Origin of the sequence: Citrifermentans bremense R1 (assembly GCF_000426865.1) — a bacterium.
GTDB lineage: Bacteria > Desulfobacterota > Desulfuromonadia > Geobacterales > Geobacteraceae > Geomonas > Geomonas bremensis.
Map to the genome: position 1 here is coordinate 81,231 of NZ_AUGE01000005.1, position 11,557 is coordinate 92,787.

Genomic DNA, 11,557 nt, shown 5'->3' on the forward strand with positions numbered 1-11,557 from the left:
TCTTACATACCCACAATTTAAAAGCTCTTATTAGGTTGTTCATTGTCAATTGTCAATCGTCAATTGCCTCTACGATATCCTCTTCTTCACATGCCTGGTAGCCGGCGCATTCCACGGGTCGTCCGGCCAGGGGTGCTTCGGGTAGCGACCCTTCAACTCCTTGCACACCTCGCGGTAGGCCCCGTTCCAGAAGCTCTTCAAGTCCGAGGTCACCTGAATGGGACGCCGGGCAGGCGACAGCAGGTGGATCACTACCGGAACCCTTCCCTTTGCCACCCGCGGCGTCTCGGCAAGTCCGAACATCTCCTGCAGTTTGACGGCTAGAAAGGGATCCCCCTCGGCCGGGTATTCCAGGGCGATGCGGGAGCCGCTGGGGACCTTGAGATGGGTCGGAGCCTCCTCGTCGACGAGCTTTTGCTGCCGCCACTCAAGCATCCCCTTCAAGGGCTCCCGAAGGTCCACCCGCGCCAGGTGGGCGAGCGACCTCACCCCATCTAGGTAGGGAAGGAGCCAGCGCTCCAGGTGTTCCGTCAGCGCCCGGTCCGAGAGGTCCGGCAGCTCCTCCTCCGGCAGCACGCGGCGCAGGAAATTCACACGGTTTTGAAACTGCCGTGCCTCGTCGGTCCAGTTAAGCCCGGACAGGCCGGGGCCTGACAAGATGCCCCCCAAAAGGGCTGCGCCGATCTCCCCCTTGTCCGGGGTCGCGGCACGCTCAGAAAGAACGATGGCCCCGAGGCGCTCCTCTTCGCGGGCCACCACCCTCCCCTCTCGCTCATCCCAAAAGACCCGCCGCTCGCGGGTAATGGCGCCGGCACACCCGGAGCGCACCGCGTCGAGCGTGACGGCGCTCGCCATATGTATCTCGCCCTCGGCCCCGCCCCCCTCGACCTCTACCGCCACGATGAACGGCTGCGATCTCAGGTTGCTTCTGCGCGACAGGCGCGCGCCGCTGCCGTTGACCATCAGGTAGCGGCCGGAACCGGGGGTTCTCTCCCGCGCCACCCGGTCGGGATACGCCATCAGGAGGAGTTCTCCCACCACCGAGGCGTCCCCCTGCACATGCCCCCCCTGCACCCCGAGGGCGTTCCTGAAATAAGTCGCGAGCCTCTCCACGGTGCGGGACGCCTGCGGGTCCCGGCGCTCGGCGAATGCGTCCAGCCGGTCGAGAAGGTCGCTGTCGGAAACCGCTCCGCCCCCGCGCGGCAGGAGGTCGCGCTCGGAGAGGATGGCTGCCAGCGTGCAGGCAAGCCCCCTTTGGCCGGTCGCCAGCGAACCGGCCAGCATGGCGGACAGGCGCGGGTGCATGGGGAGCGCCGCCATCTTCTTTCCCAGGGGGGTGATGTTCCCGCGCCCATCGAGTGCCCCGAGGGATTGCAAGAGCGCCCTCCCCTCGGCGAGATGGGCTGCCGGCGGCAGGTCGAGAAAGCTCAGCGAAGCGGGATCTGACACGCCCCACTGCGCCAGGTCGAGGGCGAGGGGTGCAAGGTCGGATACCCTGATCTCTGCGGGGGTGAACGGGAGGAGGGTCGTTTGGGCGTGCTCGGTCCAAAGGCGATAGCAGACGCCGGGTGCCACCCTGCCGGCACGGCCGGCGCGCTGCTGGGCGGAGGCAGCCGATATCCGCATGGTGTCCAGGCGGTTCAGGCCGGTCGAGGGATCGAAGCGGAGCTGCCGCGAGAAGCCGGAATCCACTACCACCCGGACCCCCTCGATGGTGAGGCTGGTTTCTGCGATGTTGGTGGCGAGGACCACCTTGCGGCGATCCGCCGGCAAGATGGCGCGCTCCTGCGCGGCGAAGGGGAGATCCCCGTAGAGGACCGCAACCATGACGTCGGGGCCGAGCTTTTGCTGCAGCAGGGTTTCGCAGCGCCTGATGTCGCCGGCGCCGGGGAGAAAAACGAGGATGTCGCCTTTAGTCTCGGAGAGAGCGCGCAGGACCGAGGCGCAGGTGGTTTCCGCCAGCCGCCCCGAAGGCTCGCTCTTCAGGTACCTGATTTCCACCGGGTACTGTCGCCCCTCAGTGGTTATGAGAGGCGCGCCGCCGAGAAGCTGCGCCACAGGCTCGGCATCGAGCGTAGCCGACATGACCAGGAGCCGAAGGTCCTCGCGCAGCCCCAGCTGCACGTCCCGGCAAAGCGCAAGCGAAAGGTCGCAGGTAAGGCTCCGCTCGTGAAACTCGTCGAAGATCACCGCCGACACACCTTCCAGCAGCGGGTCGCTTTGCAGCCTCCGGGCCAGGATCCCCTCGGTAACCACCTCGATGCGGGTGGCGGGGGAAACCTTGCGCTCGAACCTGATGCAGTAGCCTACGCGCCTCCCCACCTCTTCGCCCAGACACTGGGCCATGTAGCGGGCGGCGTTCACGGCGGCCAGTCGGCGCGGCTCGAGCATGATGATCTTTCCCCCCTGGAGAAAGGGGGCGTCCATCAGGGCCAGGGGGACGCGCGTCGTCTTCCCGGCGCCCGGGGGGGCCTGGAGCACGGCTACGTTGCGCAGCTCCAGCGCCTCGGCCAGTTGCGGGAGGACGGCATCGATGGTGGCGGGTTTGAGCATGGCGGCGTCAGACGAGGAGGCGAAGCCCTTCGAGATCGACTCCGGACAGGGAATTGAGCACCCGGCAGGCGCCGGTCAGCCGCTCCCTGGGATAGCTGTTGGTCACGGCGAGCACCTTGAGAGCTGCGCCGGTCGCCGAGGCGATTCCCGCCGGGGTGTCCTCGATGGCGATCGAGGCAGAAGCGTCAACCTTGCCTGGGAAGGCCTCCTGGAGCCTCGTGACCGCTAGCCGATAGCTTTCCGGGTCGGGCTTGCTGGCCGCCACCTCGTCGGCGGTCACCATGACGTCGAAGGCGTCGGAAAGGCCCAGCTGCGCCAGGATGGGGTCTATGTCGCTGCGCAGGGCACCGCTGCAAAGGGCAAGCGGCAGGTTGCCGGAGATGGAGCGGATCAGCTCCACCACCCCGGCATATGGGGCAACACCAACCGAGACGATGCGCAGAAACGCCTGCGCCTTGCCGTGGATCAGCTCCTTCAACTCGCCGTCGGAGAGGGCACGCCCGGCGACAGCGAAGGCCTCGCGGAAGGCATCCCGGTCGTCGAAACCGATGTAGCGGTCCAGGTACTCTTCCCAGGAATAACCAAGCCCAAGCGGCACCAGCAGTTCCTGAAAGGCCTTGTAGTGCAGCGGTTCGGTGTCCACGATGACGCCGTCAAAGTCGAAGATGACTGCGCTAAGCATGCAAAGCTCCTTTATCGTCTTTTAGAATTTCCCGACCAGCGCCAGCGCCGGGGCGCCGCCAATCGCCGTGGGGGCGACGCTCACCTTGCCCGGCTGCAGGGCGCGGTACCTCGTCACCGCATCCCCGGCCAGTTCGCCGATAGCGGCCCCGACCAGCACGTCGCTCGCCCAGTGTTTCCCTTGGTAGACCCTGGAGAAGCCGGCCAGACCGGCTGCGGCGTAACAGGCAAACTTCGAAGGCCAGCTTTCACTATGAGAAGCGGCCACATGGGCCAAAGCGAAAGAGCTCGCGGTGTGCATCGAAGGGAGCGAGTCGTAACCTCCCTCGAACTGGAAGGGACGAAAGCTCGACTTGCTCTCCGTCTGGTAGGGACGCCCCCGGCCGATGGCGCCCTTGAGCACGAAGGTGGCGCTATCCGCCAGAACTAGCGCCTCCCCCATCTCCTCACCGAGATCCATCACGCCGGCGTTCCCGGAAGCGGCCCCGGCGGTGTAGACGGTCGCGGCGATACCCAGGTGGAGAAAGGGGTTGCTGGCGTTGCTGCCGGCGTCCGTGATCCCCCTGAGAACGCCGTGGTGCGAACCGCTCGAGCTGAGCTGTTTATCGAAGATGTAGGCGACGGCAATGAGACCCGCCGCGGCTCCGGTCTGCGCCAGGTAAGGGTCGACGGGGGCCTTTAGGAAGAGCGTTCCCTCCGAGCCCAGGCGCCCCAGTTCCTCCTTGATGGCTGCCCCGCTGTTGAACAGGTTCTCCCCCGCATGAAGCTGCGAAGGGAAGAGGGTGCTGCAACAAAGCATCAGGAAAAGAAGAAGGGCCAACCGGGCGGGGATTGCTCCGACAAAGGCAGCTGCGCATGCAGTAGCTGGAGAGCAATAAGATGTCCTACAAGAGATGACTACTGTCATAGCAAAGCCTCCGACCATGGATTCAGAGTTACTTGAGAAGAGTGCAGATAAAAAAAAAGACAGCGCCCTGCTTCAAGGCGCTGTCTTCAAATGGTGATCCCAAGGGGACTTGAACCCCTGTTACCGACGTGAAAGGCCGGTGTCCTAACCACTAGACGATGGGACCAATTATGTTCAGCTTGCTGCATCGCTAGCTCGTGAGGAGGTTGGCTGGGGTGCAAGGATTCGAACCTTGGATGACGGAGTCAGAGTCCGTTGCCTTACCGCTTGGCGACACCCCATCGAAAGAGACCAGTTTAATACCAGATTCCTCTTCGGGAAGTCAAGCTGTTTTTTCCGATGCGACCTGTGCGCCTGTTTCAATCGCCTTCACGTTGGCGGGGATGTACTTGTGGTTTCGCTCCGGCAGTGCCTCTTTGAGCGCGCCCGCCAGGGTGGCGAGTTCGACCGCGCCGGAAACGGCGGCGTAGGCGCCCAAGGCCACCATGTTGACCATCCTCAAGTCGCCGAGCTCAGTGGCAATCTCGTTCATGGGGACCGGGATGATCCTGATGTCGTCCCTCCCCAGGGCGCAGACGTCGACGAGCGACGAGTTGACGATGCAGACGCCGCCGGGACGGACACGGGCGCCGAAGCGCTCCAGCGACGCCTGATTCAGCACCACTAGCGTCGAGGGCTGCCCGACCACCGGGGAGCCTACCGCGCCGTCGGCAATGACCACGGTGCAGGTGGCCGAACCGCCGCGCTTTTCAACCCCGTAGGCGGGAAAATAACTGACGTTCTTTCCTTCTTCTATCGCGGCATAGGAGAGCAGATTCCCGGCCAAGAGCACACCCTGCCCGCCGAAGCCTGCTATCAACACATCTTTACGCATCGAACCTCCAAACACGAACGCTCGCCGTCCGTGTCCTGCATTCATAGTTAAACCGCCCCTTAAGCTAGCGGCCGCCTACGCCTCTTCCTTCTTGAAGACCCCCAACTGGAAGTAAGGGATCATCTCCTCGCCGACCCGCGCGTTCGCCTTGAGCGGGTTCATCCCCCAGTTGGTCGGGCAGGCGGAGAGCACTTCCACGAAGGAGAACCCCCTCCCCTGCACCTGGTAGCCGAACGCCTCGCGGATCACCTTTTTCGCTTCCAGGACGTGCTTGGGAGAATCCACGGCCACGCGGGCCGAGTAGGCCACGCCGCCCAGCTGCGCCATCAGTTCCGCCATCCTGATCGGGGAGCCGTCCTTGGACTTGTCCCTGCCGTACGGGGAGGTAGAGGTCTTCTGACCGACCAGGGTGGTCGGGGCCATCTGGCCGCCGGTCATGCCGTAGGTCGTGTTGTTGACGAAGATGACGGTGATGTCCTCGCCCCGGTTGGCGGCGTGGATGATCTCCGCGGTCCCGATGGCGGCAAGGTCGCCGTCGCCCTGGTAGGTGAACACGAAGTTGTCCGGCTTCGCGCGCTTGACGCCGGTCGCTACCGCGGGAGCACGGCCGTGGGGAGCCTCGACGACGTCGATGTCGAAGTAGCCGTAGAGAAAGACGGAACAGCCGACCGACGCCACCCCGATGGTCCTTTCCTGCACGCCGTGGAGGTCCATGGCGTCCGCCACCAGGCGGTGGATGGTGCCGTGATGGCACCCGGGGCAGAAATGGGTCTGCACGTCCTTCAAGCTTTGCGGTCTCTTAAAAACCTGTTGCATGTGGATATACCTCTTAGCCTACTGCGGCGCCTGGTCGTAGTTCTTCCTGATGACGTCGAGGATCTCCTCCGGCGACGGAAGCGACCCTGCCCCCGGCGGCCTGCCGTAGAAGGAAACCTGGGCTCGCGCACCTACGCTCAGGCGGACGTCTTCAACCATCTGTCCGGTGTTGAGCTCGATCACCAGCACGCGGCCGGCATGGCCGGCGGCCTCCGCCAGCGCCTTCTCCGGGAAGGGGAAGAGCGTAACCGGACGGAACAGCCCCACCTTGAGCCCTTCTTCGCGCGCCATGGCCACCGCGGTCTGGGCGATCCTGGAGACGGAGCCGAAACCGGTCACGATCAGTTTCGCGTCCGCGGTCTCGAACTCCTCGGAGATGCACTCCTTCTCCTTCATCACCTGGTACTTCGCGTGCAGGCGCCAGTTATGCGCCTCCAGCTCGCCGTCCCCAAGGAAAAGGGACTTCACCACCCTCTGCCCGGCGCTCCCCTTGCCGCGGACCGCCCATTCCTTCTCGGGCAGCTCGCGTACCGGGCGCGGATTGGGAACGAGAGCCTCCTTCATCTGGCCGACCACCGAATCGCCCAGGAGCATCACCGGTGTGCGGTAGAGGTCCGCCAGGTCGAAGGCGTGCAAGGTCAGGTCGTACATCTCCTGCACCGAGTTAGGTGCCAGCACCGGGATGTGGTAGCCGCCGTGCCCCCCCCCCTTCACGGCCTGGAAGTAGTCCGACTGCGAGGCATCGATGCCGCCCAGGCCCGGGCCGGAACGGGAGATGTTGATAATGACGCCGGGAAGCTCCGCACCCGCCATGTAGGAGATCCCCTCCTGCTTCAGCGAGATGCCCGGGCTGGAGGAGGAAGTCATGGCGCGCACGCCCGTGGCGGAGGCGCCCAGAAGCATGTTGATCGCGCCGATCTCGCTCTCCGCCTGGATGAACTCGCCTTTAAGCTTGGGGAGCTCCCGCGAGAGGTATTCGGGAATGTCGCTTTGCGGGGTGATGGGATACCCGAAGTAGTAGCGGCACCCGGCGGCCACGGCACCCATGGCGGCGGCCTCATTCCCCTTTACAAACAGACGTTTCGACAATTGTCCCTCCAGGGAATCCTGCTGGGCCAGGTGCACGGACAGCTCCGCCGCACGCTCAAACCGCACGCGCGGTTGCTCAGTCAGGATCAATGAATCTCACTGTGGAAGTAAAAAATTATTTGAAGACAGTTATGGCTACGTCAGGACAAATTTCGGCGCAGAGAGCACACCCGGTACAGAGTTCCTGATTGGGAGATTCTGCAGGTGCGTATCCCTGGATATTGACCTTCTCACACAGCCTGATCAGCTTTTTTGGGCAAGCAATGGTGCAGATACCGCATCCTTTGCATCTCAATTCGTCTATTACAATTCGTCCCATTCTAAGTCACCCTCATAGTCCGGCGGCCGCTTCCCGCCCATGCAATCAGCCGAGGAAACCTAGCAGAAATTTAACTTGGCAGTCAACTTTTTTGTTTACGTTTAACATTTAAGGCTTGATTTTAAATATGTATGTAGTTTAATAATACACGGCTAATGTTTTCACCTCAAAACTATGAAAGGAGGAGCGAAAAGATGGCATCATCACTGCTCGAATTGACGGCCAATATTGTCTCTTCACATGCCTCGGTGACAGAGATGTCCGGTGAAGATCTGCTTCTTGAGCTGCAGAAGGTGCATGTCGCACTGCAGAAGCTGGAAGTGGAGGCTGGTGAAGAAGCGGAGAAGGCCGATGCTAGAGGGCCGGCCATCTCCCTGAAGAAGGCTTTCCAGCCGGACCAGGTAAGCTGCATGCTCTGCGGCAAGAGCGGCATGAAAACGCTCGCTCGCCACTTGGCCCAGGTCCACGGCATGAAGCCTGGCGAATACAGGAAACTGTTCGGCATCCCCAGCGGACAGGCGCTGACCGCGCGCAACTTCTCCGAGGCGCGCAGAAGGATGGCGCAGGAGAAGGGGCTCGCGGACAACCTGGCCAAGGCCCGTGCAGTACGGGCGGCCAAACTTGCCGCCAAAGGGGGGCCAGCCGAGAAAAAGCCCCCCAAGACGCCGCGCGTGCCGAAGCAGAAGCAGCAGATGAGCGCATGACGCCTGAAGTTATCGGCGCAGCCTCCCCCCGCCTCCCTGACCCGCAGCTAAACCACACTGACTAACTGCCCCTGCCCTGTCTCCCCGAGTGAGATAGCAGGCATTGCACTCATATAAAAAAAGCCGCCCCAAAGGGTGGCTTTTTCTTGTGTCCGGTTTTACTGTGTCTGGTCCATCCACGGGTTTCGCTTTGTCAGCGTGTTCCCCTTCCTGTGCCTGTCGAACCTCGCCGCGCTACCACTCCGGTCTTGCGTGGACCGCGCCCTGTGCCTACCGGGGCCATCTTCCTGTTGAGCCGGGTCACTTCTTCAGGCGCCAGGTGCCTGTACTCCCCGGGCTTCATGTCGCCTATCTCAAGGAAGTCGTACCGGGCCCGCTTCAGGCGCACCACGTTCAGCCCCACAGCCTCGCACATGCGCCGCACCTGGCGATAGCGCCCCTCGTGGATGGTGATCGAGATCCAGGAGTTGTTCTCGCTCTCGCTCACCGGGAGCACCTTGGCGGGAGCGGTCATGCCGTCCTCCAGTTTCACCCCCTCGGAGAGCTTCTTGATCTGGAGAGGAGATACCTGTCCGCTCACCCTTACCAGGTACCCCTTGTCCACCTCATGGCTTGGGTGCATCAGCGAGTTGGCGAGCGCCCCGTCATTGGTCAAAAGGAGCAGCCCCTCGGTGTTGTAGTCCAGGCGGCCGATGGGGTACACCCGCTCCTTCACCCCCTTGAGAAGATCGCTCACGATCGGGCGCCCTTCGGGGTCCTTCATGGTGGTCATGTAGCCGACCGGCTTGTAGAGCAGGATGTAGACGCGCTTCTCTTCGATGGTGATCGGCTTGCCGTCCAGGGTTATGGTGTCGGTGTCGGGGTCCGCCTTCGTCCCCAACTCCGTTGCCACCGTGCCGTTAACGGCCACCCTCCCCGCGGCGATTATCCCTTCCGACTCGCGTCGGGAAGCAACGCCTGCCTGCGAGAGTATCTTCTGTAAACGTTCCAGCATTATTTTCTCCTTACCTGGGTTCTCCCCGGTGACTACAGATAGACGTTCAGTCTTACCATAGCATCGACAGTTGCCGCAACCTTTAACGGCCGAAGCGTACTGAGTCCGGGAAGGTTGAGACAGGTGCCTGTTACCTTTTGTCATTGACGCTGACGTATTGCCTTGTAGGTCACAAACTGATAGAAAGAAGGGCTCGCCCGGATCAGTCAAGGCACAAGCAGAAACCTAGAAGGCAAGGAGTAGACGCTGATGTTGGATGAGAGAAGAACTGCACTGAAAAAGAACAAGATGATCGCCGTAGCCCTCATGGCAGGCGCCGCCGTCCTATTCATCGTGGCCCGCCTGCAGCGGGGAAGCGGCGGCTGGGAATGGGTGGCCGCGTTCGCCGAGGCCGCCATGGTCGGCGCCCTTGCCGACTGGTTCGCCGTGGTGGCCCTGTTCAGGCACCCGCTGGGACTTCCAATACCGCACACCGCCATCATCGCCGACAAGAGGGAAACCATCGCCGACAACCTGGCCCGCTTCATCCAGGAGAAGTTCCTGACCACCGAGGTGCTGGTGGAAAAGATGAAGGAATTCGACCCCGCGCGGCAGCTTTGCCGTTATCTCACCTCGCGGGAAAACGCGGAGGGGCTGGCAAGGGGGGTAGCGCGTATCCTCTCAGAATCGATCGGGTTTTTGGAGGACGAACGTGTCAGCAGGATAGTCATGGCCGCAATGCACGACCGGATCGGGAAATTCGACCTGGCCGGCTCCGCTGCCGGCCTCCTCGAATCCCTGAGAAAGGACGATCGCCATCAGGCCGTTCTGGACGAGATCCTGAGGCGGCTGGGCGCCTGGCTTGGGACCCCCGAGTCGCAGGAGAAGATCGCCATAGCGCTGGACAACTGGGTCGACACCGAATACCCGCTCCTGAGCAAATTCATCCCGAACCGTCCGCAGTTCTCCAGGAGCGCCGGCGAAAAAATCATAGATAAGGTGAGCGGCTTCCTGAACCTGGTCAACGCCGACCCGGACCACGAGCTGCGCCAGGAGTTCGACCGGGCCGTGGGCGACTTCATCGCGAAGCTTAAACACGACTCCGGCACCAGGGAGAAGGTGGCCGAGCTGAAGCGGGAGGTGCTCGATAACGAACAGCTCTCGCATTACGCCAAGAACCTCGTGGCCGACCTGAAGCAATGGATGGCAGATGACCTGGACCGGCCGTTATCGAGCATTCGCGCCAAGATAGCCGACGCCGCGGTTGGCCTTGGCAACACCCTTGCCGAGAATGCCGATTTGGCCGATTCTGTCAACGAGCACCTGGAGCGCGTGGTAAGAAACTACGCCGACAGCCTGAGAGCCGGGTTCTCCCGTCACATCGCCGGGACCGTGAAGGAGTGGAAAGAAGAGGAGTTCATCGAGGAGATCGAGCTCAGCATAGGGAGCGATCTGCAGTTCATCAGGATGAACGGCACGCTCGTCGGCGGCATGATCGGCATCCTGCTGCACGCGGTGTCGCTGCTCATAGGATGAAAAGGTAAAAAGGGGACAGGCTACTTTTTCATTTCGAAAAGTAGCCTGTCCCCCTTTTCTGTATTCTGCTTTTGTTACCCGGCGAAGCGGCTCATCTTGCGGAACTTCTGGTAACGCTGCTCGATCAGATCTTCTGCCGCAATCCCTTTCAGCTCCTTCAGGTTCTTCGAAAGCGCCTCGTGCAGGTTCTTGGCCATGGCCTCGTGGTCGCGGTGCGCGCCGCCGGCCGGCTCGGGTACGATCTCGTCGATGACTTCGAGTTCCTTGATGTCCTTCGCGGTCAGCTTCAGCGCCTCGGCGGCCTGGGCTCCCTTGGTGCCATCGGACCACAGGATCGCGGCGCAACCCTCGGGGGAGATGACGGCGTAGACGGAGTGCTGCAGCATGAGGATCCTGTCGCCTACGGCTATGGCCAGCGCGCCGCCGGAGCCACCCTCACCGGTGATGACGACGATGATGGGGACGGTCAGCCGGGACATCTCGCGCAGGTTGCGGGCGATCGCCTCTGCCTGGCCGCGCTCCTCGGCGCCGATGCCGGGGAAGGCGCCCGGGGTGTCGACGAAGGTGATGACGGGAAGCTTGAAGCGCTCGGCCATCTCCATGAGACGCAGCGCCTTGCGGTACCCTTCGGGGTTCGGCATGCCGAAGTTGCGGAAGACCTTCTCTTTGGTGTCGCGCCCCTTCTGATGGCCGATCACCATCACCGGCTCGCCGTCCAGCCTGGCCAGGCCGCCGACGATGGCGTGGTCGTCGCCGAAGTTGCGGTCGCCGTGCAGTTCCACGAACTCGGTGAAGATCAGCTCCAGGTAATCGAGGGTGAAGGGACGGTTGATGTGGCGCGCCACCTGGGCGGTCTGCCAGCGGGATAGGTTGGCGAACATCTCCTCGCGCATCTTTTCGGACTTTTGCTCCAGCTTGGCGATCTCAGCCGAGAGGTCCACCCCTTGCGTCGAAAACCCATGCAGTTCCTGGATCTTCTTGTCCAGTTCGGCCAGCGGCTTCTCAAAGTCCAGATAGCTTTGTTGCAGTGCCATATATTTTCATCTCCTTGATTTCAGATTAACTCGCAGAAGCGGCATTCCTGACGCGACTGCTGTGGCAGTAT

At 62.3% G+C, this 11,557-nt stretch carries 11 protein-coding genes and 2 tRNA genes; 2 read left to right on the forward strand and 11 right to left on the reverse strand.

Annotated features, from left to right (window positions below; all coding sequences use genetic code 11):
• Positions 1–69: 69 nt before the first annotated feature.
• From hrpB to K419_RS23025, 9 genes are all read right to left on the reverse strand, one after another.
• Positions 70–2,553, reverse strand: coding sequence for an ATP-dependent helicase HrpB (hrpB, locus tag K419_RS0104940; protein ID WP_026840613.1), 2,484 nt, complete (start codon positions 2,551–2,553; stop codon positions 70–72).
• A gap of 7 nt (positions 2,554–2,560) precedes the next feature.
• A complete protein-coding gene (locus tag K419_RS0104945) occupies positions 2,561–3,235 on the reverse strand; it encodes an HAD family hydrolase (RefSeq protein ID WP_026840614.1) in 675 nt (224 codons plus the stop codon).
• A 21-nt stretch (positions 3,236–3,256) separates the two neighbouring features.
• The gene (locus K419_RS0104950; protein WP_226377624.1) at positions 3,257–4,054 is read right to left on the reverse strand and encodes a phosphatase PAP2 family protein; all 798 of its coding nucleotides are present in this window, start codon (positions 4,052–4,054) and stop codon (positions 3,257–3,259) included.
• A 178-nt stretch (positions 4,055–4,232) separates the two neighbouring features.
• Positions 4,233–4,307: transfer RNA gene (locus K419_RS0104955), tRNA-Glu, on the reverse strand.
• 41 nt (positions 4,308–4,348) lie between these two features.
• Positions 4,349–4,422: transfer RNA gene (locus tag K419_RS0104960), tRNA-Gln, on the reverse strand.
• A gap of 41 nt (positions 4,423–4,463) precedes the next feature.
• Positions 4,464–5,015, reverse strand: a complete 552-nt coding sequence (locus tag K419_RS0104965) for a 2-oxoacid:acceptor oxidoreductase family protein (RefSeq protein ID WP_026840616.1) — start codon at positions 5,013–5,015, stop codon at positions 4,464–4,466.
• Positions 5,016–5,090: 75 nt separating this feature from the next.
• A complete protein-coding gene (locus tag K419_RS0104970; protein WP_012531520.1) occupies positions 5,091–5,831 on the reverse strand; it encodes a thiamine pyrophosphate-dependent enzyme in 741 nt (246 codons plus the stop codon).
• An 18-nt stretch (positions 5,832–5,849) separates the two neighbouring features.
• Positions 5,850–6,920 carry a 3-methyl-2-oxobutanoate dehydrogenase subunit VorB gene (locus K419_RS0104975; protein WP_026840617.1) on the reverse strand — a complete coding sequence of 357 codons (1,071 nt, stop codon included), beginning with the start codon at positions 6,918–6,920 and terminating at the stop codon, positions 5,850–5,852.
• A gap of 115 nt (positions 6,921–7,035) precedes the next feature.
• The gene (locus K419_RS23025; RefSeq protein WP_012531522.1) at positions 7,036–7,239 is read right to left on the reverse strand and encodes an indolepyruvate ferredoxin oxidoreductase subunit alpha; all 204 of its coding nucleotides are present in this window, start codon (positions 7,237–7,239) and stop codon (positions 7,036–7,038) included.
• A gap of 194 nt (positions 7,240–7,433) precedes the next feature.
• Here K419_RS23025 and K419_RS0104980 point away from each other — a divergent pair, with 194 nt between their 5' ends.
• Positions 7,434–7,943, forward strand: a complete 510-nt coding sequence (locus K419_RS0104980; protein ID WP_026840618.1) for a MucR family transcriptional regulator — start codon at positions 7,434–7,436, stop codon at positions 7,941–7,943.
• A gap of 193 nt (positions 7,944–8,136) precedes the next feature.
• On the opposite strand, the gene K419_RS0104985 is transcribed toward K419_RS0104980, so the two are convergent.
• On the reverse strand, positions 8,137–8,937 hold the full coding sequence (locus K419_RS0104985) for a pseudouridine synthase (protein ID WP_026840619.1): 801 nt from the start codon (positions 8,935–8,937) through the stop codon (positions 8,137–8,139).
• A gap of 249 nt (positions 8,938–9,186) precedes the next feature.
• On the opposite strand from K419_RS0104985, the gene K419_RS0104990 reads away from it, so the two are divergent.
• The gene (locus K419_RS0104990) at positions 9,187–10,452 is read left to right on the forward strand and encodes a DUF445 domain-containing protein (protein WP_026840620.1); all 1,266 of its coding nucleotides are present in this window, start codon (positions 9,187–9,189) and stop codon (positions 10,450–10,452) included.
• Positions 10,453–10,526: 74 nt separating this feature from the next.
• Here the strand turns inward: K419_RS0104990 and K419_RS0104995 are convergent, their stop codons facing one another.
• Positions 10,527–11,486, reverse strand: a complete 960-nt coding sequence (locus tag K419_RS0104995; RefSeq protein WP_026840621.1) for an acetyl-CoA carboxylase carboxyltransferase subunit alpha — start codon at positions 11,484–11,486, stop codon at positions 10,527–10,529.
• Positions 11,487–11,557: the final 71 nt, after the last annotated feature.

What these genes read in the sequence shown, in the direction of transcription:
- K419_RS0104985 (WP_026840619.1), bottom strand. Translation starts at nt 8,937, where the DNA reads ATGCTGGAACGTTTACAGAAGATACTCTCGCAGGCAGGCGTTGCTTCC.
- K419_RS0104970 (WP_012531520.1), bottom strand. Translation starts at nt 5,831, where the DNA reads ATGCAACAGGTTTTTAAGAGACCGCAAAGCTTGAAGGACGTGCAGACC.
- K419_RS0104965 (WP_026840616.1), bottom strand. Translation starts at nt 5,015, where the DNA reads ATGCGTAAAGATGTGTTGATAGCAGGCTTCGGCGGGCAGGGTGTGCTC.
- K419_RS0104980 (WP_026840618.1), top strand. Translation starts at nt 7,434, where the DNA reads ATGGCATCATCACTGCTCGAATTGACGGCCAATATTGTCTCTTCACAT.
- K419_RS0104945 (WP_026840614.1), bottom strand. Translation starts at nt 3,235, where the DNA reads ATGCTTAGCGCAGTCATCTTCGACTTTGACGGCGTCATCGTGGACACC.
- K419_RS0104995 (WP_026840621.1), bottom strand. Translation starts at nt 11,486, where the DNA reads ATGGCACTGCAACAAAGCTATCTGGACTTTGAGAAGCCGCTGGCCGAA.
- K419_RS0104990 (WP_026840620.1), top strand. Translation starts at nt 9,187, where the DNA reads ATGTTGGATGAGAGAAGAACTGCACTGAAAAAGAACAAGATGATCGCC.
- hrpB (WP_026840613.1), bottom strand. Translation starts at nt 2,553, where the DNA reads ATGCTCAAACCCGCCACCATCGATGCCGTCCTCCCGCAACTGGCCGAG.
- K419_RS23025 (WP_012531522.1), bottom strand. Translation starts at nt 7,239, where the DNA reads ATGGGACGAATTGTAATAGACGAATTGAGATGCAAAGGATGCGGTATC.